General features: G+C 45.8%; 17 protein-coding genes. 7 read left to right on the top strand and 10 right to left on the bottom strand.

The window, feature by feature from the left end:
- Positions 1 to 178 precede the first annotated feature (178 nt).
- Positions 179 to 1,381 (bottom strand): ABC transporter permease, encoded by a 1,203-nt coding sequence (locus WQ57_RS21640; protein WP_046525809.1) that lies wholly within the window; start codon positions 1,379 to 1,381, stop codon positions 179 to 181.
- Positions 1,374 to 2,114 (bottom strand): ABC transporter ATP-binding protein, encoded by a 741-nt coding sequence (locus WQ57_RS21645; protein ID WP_046525858.1) that lies wholly within the window; start codon positions 2,112 to 2,114, stop codon positions 1,374 to 1,376. The genes WQ57_RS21640 and WQ57_RS21645 overlap by 8 nt, the downstream gene beginning before the upstream one ends.
- A gap of 573 nt (positions 2,115 to 2,687) precedes the next feature.
- Here WQ57_RS21645 and WQ57_RS21650 point away from each other — a divergent pair.
- From WQ57_RS21650 to WQ57_RS21660, 3 genes are all read left to right on the top strand, one after another.
- On the top strand, positions 2,688 to 3,107 hold the full coding sequence (locus WQ57_RS21650; RefSeq protein ID WP_046525810.1) for an HIT family protein: 420 nt from the start codon (positions 2,688 to 2,690) through the stop codon (positions 3,105 to 3,107).
- 131 nt (positions 3,108 to 3,238) lie between these two features.
- Positions 3,239 to 4,315 (top strand): 3-phosphoserine/phosphohydroxythreonine transaminase, encoded by a 1,077-nt coding sequence (gene serC, locus WQ57_RS21655; RefSeq protein ID WP_046525811.1) that lies wholly within the window; start codon positions 3,239 to 3,241, stop codon positions 4,313 to 4,315.
- Between the two features lie 124 nt (positions 4,316 to 4,439).
- Positions 4,440 to 4,958 (top strand): tryptophan transporter, encoded by a 519-nt coding sequence (locus tag WQ57_RS21660; protein ID WP_046525812.1) that lies wholly within the window; start codon positions 4,440 to 4,442, stop codon positions 4,956 to 4,958.
- A 47-nt stretch (positions 4,959 to 5,005) separates the two neighbouring features.
- Here WQ57_RS21660 and yhzF read toward each other — a convergent pair whose 3' ends face one another.
- Positions 5,006 to 5,197, bottom strand: a complete 192-nt coding sequence (yhzF, locus tag WQ57_RS27570) for a membrane protein YhzF (RefSeq protein WP_046525813.1) — start codon at positions 5,195 to 5,197, stop codon at positions 5,006 to 5,008.
- Positions 5,198 to 5,386: 189 nt separating this feature from the next.
- On the opposite strand from yhzF, the gene WQ57_RS21670 reads away from it, so the two are divergent.
- Both WQ57_RS21670 and WQ57_RS21675 read left to right on the top strand, forming a co-directional pair.
- Positions 5,387 to 5,743 (top strand): YtxH domain-containing protein, encoded by a 357-nt coding sequence (locus WQ57_RS21670; RefSeq protein ID WP_046525859.1) that lies wholly within the window; start codon positions 5,387 to 5,389, stop codon positions 5,741 to 5,743.
- 288 nt (positions 5,744 to 6,031) lie between these two features.
- Complete coding sequence (locus WQ57_RS21675; protein WP_046525814.1) at positions 6,032 to 6,607, top strand: HTH-type transcriptional regulator Hpr; 576 nt, start codon at positions 6,032 to 6,034, stop codon at positions 6,605 to 6,607.
- 1 nt (position 6,608) lies between these two features.
- Here WQ57_RS21675 and WQ57_RS21680 read toward each other — a convergent pair whose 3' ends face one another.
- On the bottom strand, positions 6,609 to 6,944 hold the full coding sequence (locus WQ57_RS21680) for a DUF1878 family protein (protein ID WP_046525815.1): 336 nt from the start codon (positions 6,942 to 6,944) through the stop codon (positions 6,609 to 6,611).
- A gap of 217 nt (positions 6,945 to 7,161) precedes the next feature.
- Between WQ57_RS21680 and WQ57_RS21685 the strand changes: the two genes are divergently transcribed.
- Entirely contained in the window at positions 7,162 to 7,353 is a 192-nt protein-coding gene (locus tag WQ57_RS21685) for a hypothetical protein (RefSeq protein WP_046525816.1), read from the top strand.
- Positions 7,354 to 7,481: 128 nt separating this feature from the next.
- On the opposite strand, the gene WQ57_RS26355 is transcribed toward WQ57_RS21685, so the two are convergent.
- Complete coding sequence (locus WQ57_RS26355) at positions 7,482 to 7,565, bottom strand: YjcZ family sporulation protein (RefSeq protein WP_082252812.1); 84 nt, start codon at positions 7,563 to 7,565, stop codon at positions 7,482 to 7,484.
- 114 nt (positions 7,566 to 7,679) lie between these two features.
- A complete protein-coding gene (locus WQ57_RS27530; protein WP_084820351.1) occupies positions 7,680 to 7,814 on the bottom strand; it encodes a YjcZ family sporulation protein in 135 nt (44 codons plus the stop codon).
- 134 nt (positions 7,815 to 7,948) lie between these two features.
- On the opposite strand from WQ57_RS27530, the gene WQ57_RS21690 reads away from it, so the two are divergent.
- A complete protein-coding gene (locus tag WQ57_RS21690; RefSeq protein WP_046525817.1) occupies positions 7,949 to 8,821 on the top strand; it encodes a peptidylprolyl isomerase in 873 nt (290 codons plus the stop codon).
- A gap of 26 nt (positions 8,822 to 8,847) precedes the next feature.
- On the opposite strand, the gene WQ57_RS21695 is transcribed toward WQ57_RS21690, so the two are convergent.
- From WQ57_RS21695 to WQ57_RS21710, 4 genes are all read right to left on the bottom strand, one after another.
- A complete protein-coding gene (locus WQ57_RS21695; RefSeq protein ID WP_046525818.1) occupies positions 8,848 to 9,030 on the bottom strand; it encodes a sporulation YhaL family protein in 183 nt (60 codons plus the stop codon).
- 124 nt (positions 9,031 to 9,154) lie between these two features.
- Positions 9,155 to 10,099 (bottom strand): 3'-5' exoribonuclease YhaM, encoded by a 945-nt coding sequence (gene yhaM, locus WQ57_RS21700; RefSeq protein WP_046525819.1) that lies wholly within the window; start codon positions 10,097 to 10,099, stop codon positions 9,155 to 9,157.
- 13 nt (positions 10,100 to 10,112) lie between these two features.
- The gene (locus WQ57_RS21705) at positions 10,113 to 13,115 is read right to left on the bottom strand and encodes an ATP-binding protein (RefSeq protein ID WP_046525820.1); all 3,003 of its coding nucleotides are present in this window, start codon (positions 13,113 to 13,115) and stop codon (positions 10,113 to 10,115) included.
- A 16-nt stretch (positions 13,116 to 13,131) separates the two neighbouring features.
- On the bottom strand, positions 13,132 to 14,355 hold the full coding sequence (locus WQ57_RS21710) for a metallophosphoesterase family protein (RefSeq protein WP_046525821.1): 1,224 nt from the start codon (positions 14,353 to 14,355) through the stop codon (positions 13,132 to 13,134).
- Positions 14,356 to 15,411 lie beyond the last annotated feature (1,056 nt).

Here is a 15,411-nt window from a genome sequence, read left to right on the forward strand (position 1 = left end):
GAGAGCTTCTGTCAGTGACCTTTTTTCCGGCTTAACCGGTTTTTTGGGCACTGAGAGCTCCCTTCAGTGACCTTTTTTCCAGCTTGACCGGTTTTTTGGGCACTGAGAGCACCTGTCAGTTACCTTTTTCCAGCTTGACCGGATTCTTGGGCACTGAGAGCTTCTGTCAGCCCCTGAATCAAGCCTGCCTTCTTTTTTTACTGTAGAGGTTAGTAAAAAACAGGGCGAAAAGGAAGCCTAGGATAGCTGTCATAAATGCTGCCGCCCAATCCTGTTTGAGGACAGGCATAAGACTGAATATAACGGTTTGCAAATACAGTATGGCCGTAAGAAGCCTGGCAAATGCCTTTTCCCTGGAAGCCTCCGCTACCGGATACAAACTTGTCCATAGTTTGTTTTCGTGGTGGCCCCAGAGCGGCATCAGCTGGAAACCGGTTAAATACAGGAAGATGACTGCCAGGAAAATCTGGCCGGCCCCATCTATAAGATAAATGCCCACTGCCCCAATGATGGTCAGCCTGGCAAATAGTCCAAAATAATCGCCTGATCTTAAAAAAGTGATTCGGTAGATATGGTCAAACGTCTGGTTTTGCCCATATTTCGCACTCAGCAGGAAGTCCAGCCACTTGCGCCTCTTTACCCGGTCTTTCAGCTTGGGTACATCCGTAAATAAATTAGCGATACGGTAGAAAGCACCCATCCTTTTTTCTTCAAGCTCTATCAGCTGTTCCCATTTTAGCCCCTTCTCCCTGGTTTGCATCCGATAATAGACGTACAGCAGGACGAGGAGAAGCGCTGGAGCGAGAACAAGAGGGCCTGCATTGGAGAAAAGCAGGTAAAGCAAGACAGCATTGACCGCGAACCTGACAGCAGTATCCATTCGCCAGACACTTAAGTCAATATAATATTGCACTCTCCAGCGAATGAGCATATTGAGGGCCTTTAAGGCGACCAGGACAAGCAAAAAGAATAAAAATGAGCGATACCCTTCACCGGATACCTGTGCATGGATAGGCATTAAAAGCGCAAGAAGAATGAGAAGCAGGTATGCCTGCAAGAAAAGGCTGAAGATGCCCGAACGCTTAAAATAATCTCCCAGCCTTTCCTCAAGCGGAATCAAAAAGACCTTATCCGCTTCTGTCAAAAAGGTCGAAACCGGGCTATAGGTTACAGCCCACGCTAGAATCAGGGCCATTATCCATGCCGACGGGAAGCCCGGTTCCAGTGTTTTTACCCATTCCTGATAATAAAAGCCTGCCGTCCCAATCAAAAACATGAATACGATGACTAGATGCCCATTAAAAATATAGCGCAAATACCGGCTTGTCTCTTTCAAAAACAGAGTAAACCGTTCTTTCCATAAAGTTTCGGAATTAAACATAATCTTCTTCCCTTGTCAGCTGAATGTACAGGTCGTCCAGCGTAGCACCAGGCATGTTGAATTGCGACTGAAGCTCCTTTAAGGTTCCTTTTGCACGAATTTTCCCTTCGTGGAGGATGACAAATCGGTCACAATACCTTTCGGCCGTCGCAAGAATATGGGTTGACATCAAAATCCCCGCACCATTTGCTTTCATTTTGTCCATGAGGTCCAACAGGGACTGAATGCCAAGAGGATCCAAACCTACAAAAGGTTCATCGACGATGTACAGCGCTGGCTGGACAAGAAAGGCGCACATAATCATCACCTTTTGTTTCATTCCTTTAGAGAAATGGGCAGGAAACCACTTCAGGCGCTTTTCCATTCGGAACTCTTTCAGCAGTTCGCCTACACGTGCCTTATATTCGGCTTCTTCGAGACCATAGGCCATAGCGGTAATCCTAAGGTGTTCTTCCAGTGTCAGTTCATCATAGAGGATCGGTGTTTCGGGCACAAAAGTGAACTGCCTCCGGTACTCCTCCCGTCCAGCCTTAAAGCTTTTGCCGCTGATGGTGATTTCTCCCTTGTGTGGTTCCATCAGCCCGATTACATGCTTGATTGTTGTACTTTTTCCGGCACCATTCAACCCAATGAGCCCAACGATTTCATTAGTTTTGACAGTAAAGCTTATCTCCTTAAGGACTGGATTACGGGTATAGCCTCCAGTAAGGTTGTTGATTTCCAATAAAGCCATGGGCAACGTCCTTCCAACTAATTTTTCTTTTTCCATTTTATCAAATTCAGTCATAGATAAAAACAGAAACTCCCCTGCATGGGTTCGGTCCTAAAAAACCGGCAGGCAAATTGGGATATATTTTTTAAAAAGGGGCATTCTAATTTTTGAAGGGGAAAGCAGTTGACCAATCGAAATGAGGTGTCTGTCAAAGACAAGTTTTTCGAGGTAACGCTTCACCAATAAGCCGTTTTAGAAAACACTCCAATAAATGAGGTGTTTGCCGAAGACAATCATCCGCTTTATTCGTTGTCACATAAACAATAAAGGTCAGGAGATGGTTCGATTGAACACAGGTCCGTTTGTTGACACATTTCATTAAAAATGAGGTGTTTATCAAAGGTAACCGTGCAAAAGGCAGATAAAATGGAAATTATTCAGGCATGAAGCACGCTTTTCCCTTCAGGGCAGGATCCACCCGGAATCCTGCCCTTTTTAATGGGCAATAAAGGTTTTCTGATGGCTTCCTTTATATTTATTAGACAATTATGATAAAATACCTTAAAAGCATTGAAAAAAGAAAGGGTGGAGTAAATGTCGGACTGCATTTTTTGCAAAATCGTAAACGGGGAAATCCCGGCAGCCAAGGTATACGAAAATGAACATGTTCTCGCTTTCCTGGATATCAGCCAGGTAACAAAGGGACATACCCTGGTTATTCCCAAAGTACATAAAGAAAATGTCTATGAATTAACAGAAGAAGTTGCTGCCAATCTTTTCAGGGAAGTGCCCAAGCTGGCGAATGCCCTCAAAAAGGCTTATGACCCGATTGGCATGAACATCCTGAATAATAATGGCGAGCATGCGGGACAATCTGTCTTTCATTACCATATCCACCTTATTCCGCGCTACGGAGAAGGAGACGGCTTTGGTGCGGTATGGAAAACGCATAACAGTGAATACTCTCCGGAAGACCTAAAAAAAATGGCCTCTTATATCCACAGTACACTATAAGCTTCTGCAATCGCAGAAGTTTTTTGTTTTTTTATCAGAAAAATAGCAATTTTTCTTGATATCTGGTAGCATGGATTTAAAAAATCCACACCTATACTGTAATGCAGTAAAGGAAATCCGGGGGGAATATGATGAAACGTGCTTATAATTTTAATGCTGGTCCAGCTTCATTGCCAGAATCCGTTTTGAAAAAAGCAGAGCAGGAATGGCTCAATTATAAAGGAACCGGCATGAATGTAATGGAGATGAGCCACCGCAGCAAGCCGTATGAAGAGATCCACCAGCAAGCACAAAACCTGTTAAGGAAACTGCTCCAAATTCCCGACAACTATGAAGTCCTCTTTTTGCAGGGAGGCGCAAGCCTGCAATTTACAATGGTTCCCATGAACCTGATGGAAGAAGGGAAAAAGGGTCAGTATGTATTGACAGGAGCTTGGTCGGAAAAAGCGCTGAAGGAAGCAAAAAAAATTGGCCATGCCGAAGCGATTGCAACAGGCAAGGACAATCAATACAGGGAAATCCCTTCTGTGTCTTCGCTAAAAACGCTTGAGGACGGGGCTTACCTGCATATCACGTCCAATAATACGATATTTGGCACACAGTGGCACGAAACTCCAAAAGTGAGCATTCCGCTTGTCGCCGACATGTCCAGTGATATTTTGTGCCGTCCGATTGATGTAGCTTCCTATGGGCTGATTTATGCAGGAGCACAGAAAAATTTGGGTCCATCAGGGGTTACTGTGGTGATTGTCAGGAAAGACTTGCTGGAACGCTCAAAAGATTCTCTGCCGACGATGCTGGATTACAGGACTCATGCTAAAAATGATTCCCTTTACAATACTCCGCCTACCATGGCCATTTATTTGCTGAAGCTGGTTCTTGAGTGGGCTGATTCGTTGGGGGGAACGGCAGCGCTGGAAAAGATCAACAAGGAAAAGGCCGCCCTCCTTTATAACGTGATAGATGATAGCGATGGCTTCTATAAAGGCCATGCCGAAGCGTCAAGCCGTTCGCTTATGAACGTTACTTTTACACTTAAAAACCAGGAACTTACAGAAGCTTTTCTGGCAGAGGCAAAAGAACGCGGCTTCACTGGACTGAATGGGCACCGTTCAGTTGGCGGCTGCCGTGCTTCGATCTACAATGCCGTTCCGCTTGAACATGTGGAGGTCCTAGCCCAGTTCATGAAGGAATTCAAAAGCCGTTAACAGAAAATTGACACTTTACGCCAACCCAATATATGCTATAATAATAGCAAGCTTTTCGCTGCAGGCGAGAGACGCACTGCAGGAGAAGCAATAGTTAGCTAGAATAGCAGAGGAGAGTTGAGAAATGAATACAAAGAATCTTGTTGCACTTGCACTGCTCGTAGGGATGGGTGCCGTTTTGCACACCATCGTACCGCCCTTCATCCTTGGCATGAAGCCGGATATGATGCTTACCATGATGTTCTTGGGGATTATTCTTTTCCCGGACAAGAAAAGCGTCTTGCTCGTTGCTCTCGTTACCGGAATATTATCGGCAATGACCACAGGTTTTCCTGGAGGACAGATTCCAAATATCATTGACAAGCTGGTTACAGCGTTTGTTTTTTACGGCCTGCTGACTGCATTCAGGAAATTCCATGGATCTGTCATTAATGCAGCTGTCCTGACGGCTGTAGGAACGATTGTATCAGGAACCGTCTTCCTTGCATCAGCTTATTTGATTGTTGGACTTCCAGGCGCTTTCGTCGGCCTCTTTGCTGGTGCGGTACTTCCGGCCGTGGTTTTCAACGCAGCATTCATGGCCATCCTGTTTCCGGTTGCCTTGAATATCTTCAAAAGGGCGAAGCTGGCAGAAGCCAACTAATGATTGATGCAAAGAACCCGCGTGCGGGTTCTTTTTTTCTTCGAATTTCATGTAAGCAAGCTGAGAAGGGACCCAATGAGAAAGAGGACTGCCCCAGCTGCTCCGTATGTTCCCGCCTTTTTTCTTAAACGCTTTTTCGGCGGATATACTCCTGGCATCCACATGGCCAGCAAATTTTTGAACATGGCGAAAAAAAGTAACGTACTGCATATAAACATAATAAAAATGAATTTCCCCATCTCTTCCCCCCTCTTTGCCAATTATGATGCTGGATCATAATGTGCATCTTCAACTAATGCATTATGGTTTAATTCATGTATATTAGGAAAATAAATATGGTATACAGCAATCTTGAAGTGTGCAAAAAAAAAAGGAAATTCAATCCTTATCGCAGAAATATATTTAAAAGAATATTGAGGTGGTTGAAGATGAAGGCAAAATCATTGATATTGGGGTTCCTCGCAGGCAGTGCTGTAGCAGGAATAGCGACCTTGTTGTCCGCCCCGTCTTCAGGGGAGGAAACGCGCAGAAAGGTGGCGGCAAATAAAAACGCGTTCGCCGCTGAATTAAAGGAATTGAAAGAAAGCCTGGCTGAAATCAAGGGTTCCGTTTCAACTGTATCAAAAGAGGGAAAATCGGCCCTCAATGATTTTATCAAGGATGTAAAGCTAGCGTTATATGAGTGGCAGTTAAGTACAGAACAAAACAAAACGGCGCTGCAAAAGGATATAAAAGAAATTGAGCATACAATTCAGGAATTGGAACAAGACATCGCTCAAAAATAAGCTCTCTGCTGTTGGACTGGCCAGGAGAGTTTTTCACGGGTAAAGGGACAGTTATTACTGTATGAATTAGGATCCAACTCTTTCTTGTTACTTTTCCTGCCCTTCTCTTCCGGCAGCCCAACCGGTTGAGAAGGGTTTTTAGGTAAAGAGATAGGCTATTTTCAATGGAAACTGCCGATTTTACATAAAAAGACAAAAAAGTTTCTAAAAATTTAGAAATTAATCTTTATTATTTATTGTTTTATTGGCATAATGTTAATAGAAACATTAAAGTAGGTGAAAATGGGGATGACAGAGAAACATTATTCAATGAAAGAAGCCTTGATATTCAGCCAGCGGATTGCCCAATTGAGCAAAGCCCTTTGGAAGTCGATTGAAAAAGATTGGCAGCAATGGATTAAGCCGTTTGACCTGAACATCAATGAACACCATATCTTATGGATTGCCTATCACTTGAATGGTGCTTCCATATCGGATGTAGCCAAGTTTGGCGTTATGCATGTTTCAACTGCTTTCAATTTCTCCAAAAAACTGGAGGAAAGGGGACTGCTGCAATTCTCAAAAAAGGAAAGTGACAAACGGAACACATATGTCCAGATAACTGAAAAAGGGGAAGCTATTTTATTAGGTTTGATGGAAACATATGAACCAGACAAAAATGCTGTCTTTTCGGGAGCCGCGCCCTTAAGGGATTTGTACGGGAAATTCCCCGAAATCATTGAGATGATGGCGATTGTCCGCAATATTTATGGTGATGATTTTATGGAGATTTTCGAAAAATCCTTCAACAATATTGACAGCAAATTTGTCGATGATGACGGTATCATCCGCAAAAAAGACACTGCGGAAAAAGAACTTGTTTAATTCAGCAGTATTTTTTCATTTCCAGCATAAGCGGGAGGAACAGCCCTTGTTCGACGCAGGCTTCAATGACTTCCCTTGCCTCCAGCTTGGGCTGCAATCCTGCCTGGAATTCATGGAAAAGCGGGTGAAAGTGAACAAATCCTTCCGCTTTCTGTTTTTTCATATCTATGCTCAATTTCTCACATAGCGCTAAAATATCGCCTGTTTCTTTCTGACTTAGTGATTTTTCGACAATGAGGAAGTCAAACTTTAAGTTTGTTTCCTTAACCATTTTAAGAAGCAGTTTTTGGTGATATTCGAGCATTTTAATTTTTTCGCCTATATCGTAATTCGTCATGAAAAAGTCCCCTTCTTACTTTTCTTGGCCCCGCCCCAGCTCCCATTGTTCATCCTGGATGCCGAACAAGGCGCGCAGACCTTTCTTTAGTGCATATTTTACCATTTAATCAGGAAAATCTTTCGGTATTTTTCTGATACACTAAAAAACTATCTTTTTTAAAGATTTTTTGATATTGTATTTAACATAATAAGTATGTAAAAGGAGGGATTCTAGGATGATCTCCATTTTTATTGTGTTTATTTTATTCGCTGTCTTCATCCTATTCTTTATAAACAAATTAACAGACTCCCTCTGTATACAAAAAGAGATTCCTGAAGAACGGCAGTCAGGTGTTTTCAGGACGATCAATGTCCTCATAACCATTCTTTTAATCTCTTCATTTGTGGAAATATTATATTCAACATGAAAAGCGGTGAAGGGATAACTTCACCGCTTTTTCTGCTTCCTGCCGCTTTTCTGCAGGCACTTGGCAGCTCTTGACTTGCCTTGTTACATTTTACACTTGAAGGTTGTTGTTAGACAGCTCGCCCGCCATTATAGCCAAGCCGCACCTACAATAATCAACAGGATGAACAACACGACAATCAACGCAAATCCTGCACCGTATCCTCCGCCCATTCTAACACCTCCTTCCAGTAGCGATAAAATATCTTATTCAGCCTATACACAGTCCGCATAGGCGTATATCATGATGATCCCAATTTTTTATTGAATCACGGCTGCCTGCCATGTTCAACAGAATGCCGAACCTACAATAATCAGCAAAATGAACAGGACAACAATTAACGCGAATCCTGCATTATATTGGCCCATAAACATGTACCTCCTTTTTTCTCTTCGCCATATCCTATGTAAGCTGGAACCCATTCGGTTGGATGTTTGCCCATCGGCCTGCTGGTAAAATTTATAAAAATATTTTTGTCAGGAGAGCACTTTGTGTTATAGTAAATCTTGTGGACTTACAAGGAACCACCAGAATTAATATTTAGGAGTTGTTCAACATGAATAAATGGGTCCTGCCTCTGACCCTTGCTGGGGTTTTAACTTTATCTGCCTGCAACGGCAATGAGACATCCGAAGCTGTCGTCGAGTCTGACGCTGGAAATATCACCAAGGATGAATTGTACGAAGCCATGAAGGAGAAAGTTGGCGAGCAGACGCTTCAGGAACTTTTATACAGCAAAGTGCTTGGTGACAAGTACGAAGTGTCAGACGATGAAGTCAACAAAAGAGTTGAAGAATTAAAGACCCAGCTTGGAGACAATTTTGAACTTGTCCTTCAGCAGAACCAGCTTGAGGATGAAGATGCCTTGAGAGACTTCCTGAAAGAGCAGATGCTGATTGAAAAAGCAGCCTTGAAGGATGTAAAAGTATCGGAGGAAGAAGTAAAGCAGCGCTACGAAGAATATAAGCCAGAAATCAAGGCCAGCCACATCCTCGTTGAAGATGAGGCAAAAGCAAAGGAACTAAAGAGTCAGCTTGACGAAGGAGCGGATTTTGCTGAATTGGCAAAGGAGAATTCAACGGACCCTGGCTCAGCTGAAAAAGGCGGAGATCTTGGATTCTTTGGCCCTGGCGCGATGGTGCCTGAATTCGAGGAAGCAGCCTATGCCCTTAAAGTCAATGAAATCAGTGACCCTGTTCAATCCCAGCACGGCTGGCATATTATTAAGGTTACCGAGAAAAAGGAAAAAGAGTCCTACGAGGATATGAAAGAGGAGCTTGAGTACGAACTTAAGCTAACCAAAGTGGATGCTACACAGCTGCAAGCCACTCTCCAAGACGAACTGAAAGATGCTAATGTGAAAATTAAGGACAAGGACCTTCAGGGAGTCATGGAAACACCGGAAACCCCGGAGACACCGAAGCAATAAAAAAAACTCGCCAATGGCGAGTTTTTTTATGCTTCAAGGGAACCTTCCCTTTTTTCCTTTTCCCTTTCCAGCCGTTTCATATAAATTTCCCCTTCCCGTTCAATGCTTTCCATTTCCAGCTTTCGTTCCTCTTTGCCAGTTCTGATTGCCATGAAAGCACTTATGAGAATGCCAGCACCTACGAGATACACCCAGATGGGAATGACCATGTTTCCACCTCCTCCTGAAGGGTTGTCCTATAATATACTTCATACATATGAGCATAAGAAGGGAATATGACAGGAATGAAGTGGATTTTTTTATCATCTGGCTTTCTTTTAATTTAGCATTCTATTATTTATGGAAAGCTGGTTTATAGAATGAACGGTTATCCAGGGCAAAATTTCTTTCAGTGAACTCGCCTGGTTTTACGCGGCTCAATGCCCGGTCAAGCATATTCATTTTGGCATCCAGATTATCAATATAATGAAGGATCTCTGCTTCTTTTATTAAAGGCGGTTTCGGGCTCCCCCATTCAGCCTTGCCATGATGACTTAAGACCATATGCTGAAGAACGATAACCTCTTCTCCTGAGATCCCCAGTTCTTCGGCTGCTTTGCCGATTTCATTCACCATTATTGAGATATGTCCCAGCAAGTTCCCTTCAACTGTATAGGAGGCTGCTACAGGTCCTGAAAGTTCATGGACTTTTCCAAGGTCATGAAGGATGACCCCCGCAAAAAGCAGGTCTTTATCAAGACTCGGATAAAGGCTGGATATCGCTTTGGCAAGGTCCAGCATTGATACGACGTGGTAGGCAAGGCCGGAAACAAACTCATGATGATTCTTGGTCGCAGCCGGATAATTCAGGAATGCCTGCTGATGCTTTTTCAATAGATGGCGGGTAATACGCTGGATATTCGGATTCTTCATTTCAAAGATATACTGGGTGATTTTCGATACCATTTCTTCCTTATCCAGCGGAGCTGTTTCAAGGAAGTCCGACAGCTTGACCGAATCTGCGGGGCCGGCTGCCCGTATTTGCCGAATTTTCAGCTGCATCCGTCCCCTGTAATTTTGGATATCGCCCATTACTTTCACAATTCCTTCGGGGCTGTATGTGTTTTCCTCGCTATCCGACACATCCCACAGCTTTGCTTCAATCTCCCCGCTTTGATCCTGGAGGATCAGGGTTAAAAATGGCTTGCCATTGCTGGCAATTCCCTTTGTCGCGTTTTTAATCAATAGGAATTTTTCTACCTGCTCCCCAACTTCATAGTCAAGAATTCCTTTATTCATTATCTTTTCCTCCCTAAAGTGAGTTCTGCACCAATTGACGCAATGGCAGTATCTCTTCATTTTTAAACTGGTCCAGCAAGTGCCTGTGACAGGTGAAAAACATCACCTGGTTCTGAGGCATTCCACGCAGCAGCTGGAACACCATCTGCGTTCTTTCCTCATCAAAGTTGACAAAGCTGTCGTCAATAATAATTGGATATGGAAAACGGGAATACAACGCAGAAGCAAGTGCTAGCCTTAAAGAAACATAAACCTGCTCGGCGGTTGCCTGGCTCAGCTCATTTGCTTCAAATAATGTATGGTCTTGCCTTTCAACAAGAAAGCCGCTTCCAGATTGCTGAGGGAGAATACGTATATACTGGCCGCGGGTCAAATCTTGCAGAAACTCCTCCGCTTTTGCCAGGAGCTTAGGCAGCCTCTCCCGTCTATACCTTTCCACCGTCCCTCTAAGCAGCTCCCTGGCCACAGCCAGTCCAGCCCATTCCTTCGCTTCTTCCCGGAATTCATATTTCAACTGGTTATATTTATGCAGCAGGTCGGGATACAGTCCCTCTTCCAGGACGGACATCCTGTGCCTGATTTCGGCCAGAGAATTTAAAATTCCGTTCTGTTCCCTTTTATATGATTCCAATTGCAGCAGAGCCTTTTCTAGCCGTTCGGCAGGAAGGTTCCCCTCGCTGGCCTCTGCAGGACGTGAACCTGTGATGCCTGAACTTTCCAGCTGAATCGCGAGCTCCTCGAGCCTGCTTTTCCATTCCCTCTCCTGCAATGCTTTTAAGCCTATTGCCCTGAAGGATTCTTCATCTAGGACATCTGCAAGCTTCAGTAGCTTCTCCTTTTCCTGCTTCAAGTGCTTTTGCTCGTTTGCAAGCCGGGAAATCTCATCCTTCACCTCGGCCAACTTTGATGTAACTTCGCGGTGCCTTGCCTGCTTGTCGTACTCCTCGCGAATCCTCTTCTTCAACAGAGCGGCTGCCTCCTGGATGGCGAGGTTTTCATTATGAAGGAACATGGCCGAGAGTTCCCTGAAGGCCGAATAGACGCCTTTTTGCTGTGCCTCCAAGAACGAGAGCCGGTCTTCCAGCCGCTTTTTTTCCCTGAACAGCAGCTTTTGCTTTTCTACAAGCAGGAAAGCATCAAAAATCTTAATGGTGCCAGGCACTTGAATGAGATGCAGCTGTTCCGCAACTTCCTCCTGCCGGGAGTTCGTTTCCGCCACTTCCCTTTCCCAGGCCTCATAAAGCTGGATGACCTTCTCATAGCGGGTATTTTGCATTTCAAGCCGGCCAGAATAGTCAAGGTACATCCTCCGATTTTCCTCATCCTGTGCAAGCAAGTTCCTCAGACTTGCAGCATCCAGATTATCGGTGACCTGAAGTCGGGCTCTCAGTTCTTCTTCCTGTGCCTTGGCCCAGGAAAGATCTTCCTGTTCTCCTCCTCCGTGGCCAGTTCCGCTTTTTACCAGGCGCATATACATGGAAAGTACCGGGATAAAGCCGGCGGCGCCGGCGGCTGTAACGACCCATTGCCTGTTCCAGATGCCCCACAATGCAAGCAGCAGAAAAATCAGCCCAAAAAACAGGAAGGTATTTCCCTGGCGCTTTTGCTCCGCTTTGCTCTTCCTAAGGGAGGAGGCTTGATTGGATTTAAACGAGGCGATCCGTTCCTGAACTCTATGAAGTTCCGATTTTAGCTTTTCCTGCTCTTCCAAGGTTCGAAGCTGACTTCCAATCCTGTTCTTTGTCTTTTCATCTAGCAGTTTCCCTTTGAAAAAAGCTGTTTGGGACTCCAGTTCTTCCAATACCATTTTTTCCTCTTGAAAATCAGCGTCCAGCCTTCGTTTGCGGTCTTTCAGCTGCTGCTGCTTCATCTGTATATCCTCTGCCATTTCCTTCATCGACGAGCTGACGTTTACCTGCCCAATGGTTTGCTCATCAAAGCGGGCGTGCAGCTGGTCATTTACACGCTCTATATCTTCCATCACCTCATCGATCATTCTCCGAAGATTTTCTGCTTCCGCCCTTGTCTGCTCAAAAACCGGCAAAGTATCCAAAACAGAGGTTATCTCCGCCTCCCTTGCAAGCAATTTCCTATCAGGCTCACAAACTGCCGATTCCTCTGCCAGTGCCTTGTTTCGCTCTGAAAGCCATTCCAGGCGGGCTTCAATTGGCTGCAGCTTCTCCTCAATGCGCTCAAGGCGGCGAAGCCCATCTGCCGGGAATGTCAGCTCACCTAAGCGGGCCAAATTTGCTTCGAGCTTTTCCATCTCTATAAGAAGAGGATACACCCTTTCCAATTCTTTGAGATAAAAAACCTGCTTTTCCGTTTCCGCAATCTCCGACTGATTTCGGAGAAGCTTTTCCTCTGTCGCTGCCTTTCTTGTGAGAAGCATGCTGTACTCGTCCGCTTCCGACTCTGCCTTTTTCAGCATCTCGTAGGTTTCGCGCAGCTGTTTCAGCTTTTCGTTAAGCCGGGGCTTTTTCCCACCCGGTTTAAAGCGTTGTTCCAGCTCCTTTTGCAGGCTATCTTCCGCACGCAGCAGCCTGTCGCTTCCCAGAGTGCCGGCAGAAAACAAAAACCGGCCAAGGTCATCGCCTTTTAGCTGCTGGATATTTTGCAAGCCTTGCAGGCTGAAGGAAAATATGGACTGGTATGTCCCTCTGTCCATACCTCCGAGCAGTTCATCCAATAATTCCTGGCCGCCTACCCTTCCATCCTGAAGAGTTACTGTAACATCCCCTGCAGCCTTCCCTTTTACCCGTTCAATCACGGCTATTCCGTAAGAGGGAAACTCTGCCTTTAGGTAGCCGCCGTATTTGGAGTGCAGCTTCGGTTCATATCGGAGTTCCGATTGCTGCCTGGTAGGGAAACCAAACAAAACGCCATGAATGAAAGCCATAATGGTTGATTTCCCGGCTTCATTCTCCCCATAGAAAACTTGCAGGTTCTGCAGATTTCGAATTCGCACATCCACAAGCTTGCCATAACCATAAATATGTAATTCATGCAAATACATGCAGTTTGCCCCTTCCTCAGTCCTGCGCCAGAAGCTGGAGCAACCTTGTCTCCGCTTCCAGCAAAACCTGCTTCTTCTCTTCTTCATTCAGGCCCTCAAGATGCCTTCTCGCCGCGTTGTGGCTGAATAGAGGCATCAGCCCTTCATGCCAGCGGTCAAAACCGTCAATTTCAGAGAAAAGGTCTTCAAAGAAGTCTCCTTTCGCTGCGGCCAGGTTTCGATCGATCCCAGCCATATCCCCTATGGTCAAATCACGTACCCATACAAATGAATTCTCGTCTTTTTCTTCCTCCTGAAGAATCTCCAGCAATTCACCGCTTTGGAGCATCGTTTCGGCATCAGGGTCAAGCATGTGGGCGTGTTCGATTTCCAGCGAAAGAATTACACCTTTTCCCTCGCTGCGAACTTCGCTGACTGCCTGCCTGCAGGCATCAAACAGGCTTCCGGGACTGGCTGCCTGCGAAAAATCCAATTTCATTTCAAGCCACTGGACATCATGGGAGGGCAGAAACTCGTACCGTGTTCCCCGCTCGGTCAGCGAAACGGTGTAGAACCCCTTTTCGCCTTGTTCTTTCGGATTTCTCCCCTGCGGGTTCCCGGGGTAAATTACCGGAGGTTCTTCGGATAAAACTTGTCTTTTATGGATATGCCCAAGAGCCCAGTAGTCAAATTGTTTTTCATAAAGATCTCCAAGGCGGAAAGGGGCATATTTGTCATGGTCACTGGCTCCCTCGAAATGTCCGTGAAGAATCCCGATATGAAAGTCCGCTCCCTCTTTTTTTTGGTATCGGTCAATCCAGCGGTCTGTCAAATGCCGTTCAGGATAGCTAAAGCCATATAGATGGACGGTTGTTTCGTCTTGTTTGGCAAATTTCTTTATTTCCACTTCTCCCGCAAAGATATGAACATTCTCCGGCATCTCCAGCTTCATCCATGTTCCCCCCAGATGGTCATGGTTGCCGTGGATTATGTATGCAGGAATTCCTTTTTCAGCCAGCTTCGCCATTTCTCCGCGAAACCTCGCCTGGGCACGAAGACTTCGATTCTCGCCGTCAAAAACGTCACCAGCAATAATAACAAAATCAACTGCTTTTTGGATAGCTTCATCCGTCATATTGGCAAGTGCCTTGAAGGTGCTATCCTGAAGCCTTTTAAATATATTCTCAGGAAGATGCTTAAGACCTTTGAACGGGCTGTCCAGGTGAAGGTCTGCCCAATGCATAAATGTGACTTGTTTCATATAAATTTCCTTTCACCGCTTTTTACCCATTTTACCATCTCCCAAAAGCGAATGCACGTTCTCAGAAAAGTGGAAGCGCCTTGGTCAGACCCGACCAGCATAAGACGCTCCAGGATAGAAGGCGTCCTTTGCCTTCAATCCTGGAGTGGCTTATGACTCGAGGGTCTAGGCGCTGGAGCTGGACAATCGAAAAGCGGAAGCGCCTTGGTCAGACCCGACCAGCATAAGTCGCTCCAGGATAGAAGGCGTCCTTTGCCTTCAATCCTGGAGTGGCTTATGACTCGAGGGTCTAGGCGCTGGAGCTGGACAATCGAAAAGCGGAAGCGCCTTGGTCAGACCCGACCAGCATAAGTCGCTCCAGGATAGAAGGCGTCCTTTGCCTTCAATCCTGGAGTGGCTTATGACTCGAGGGTCTAGGCGCTGGAGCTGGACAATCGAAAAGCGGAAGCGCCTTGGTCAGACCCGACCAGCATAAGTCGCTCCAGGATAGAAGGCGTCCTTTGCCTTCAATCCTGGAGTGGCTTATGACTCGAGGGTCTAGGCGCTGGAGCTGGACAATCGAAAAGCGGAAGCGCCTTGGTCAGACCCGACCAGCATAAGTCGCTCCAGGATAGAAGGCGTCCTTTGCCTTCAATCCTGGAGTGGCTTATGACTCGAGGGTCTAGGCGCTGGAGCTGGACAATCGAAAAGCGGAAGCGCCTTGGTCAGACCCGACCAGCATAAGTCGCTCCAGGATAGAAGGCGTCCTTTGCCTTCAATCCTGGAGTGGCTTATGACTCGAGGGTCTAGGCGCTGGAGCTGGACAATCGAAAAGCGGAAGCGCCTTGGTCAGACCCGACCAGCATAAGTCGCTCCAGGATAGAAGGCGTCCTTTGCCTTCAATCCTGGAGTGGCTTATGACTCGAGGGTCTAGGCGCTGGAGCTGGACAATCGAAAAGCGGAAGCGCCTTGGTCAGACCCGACCAGCATAAGTCGCTCCAGGATAGAAGGCGTCCTTTGCCTTCAATCCTGGAGTGGCTTATGACTCGAGGGTCTAGGCGCTGGAGCTGGACAATC

The sequence above is a fragment of the Mesobacillus campisalis genome (assembly GCF_000986785.1).
In the GTDB taxonomy this organism is placed as follows: domain Bacteria; phylum Bacillota; class Bacilli; order Bacillales; family Cytobacillaceae; genus Mesobacillus_B; species Mesobacillus_B campisalis.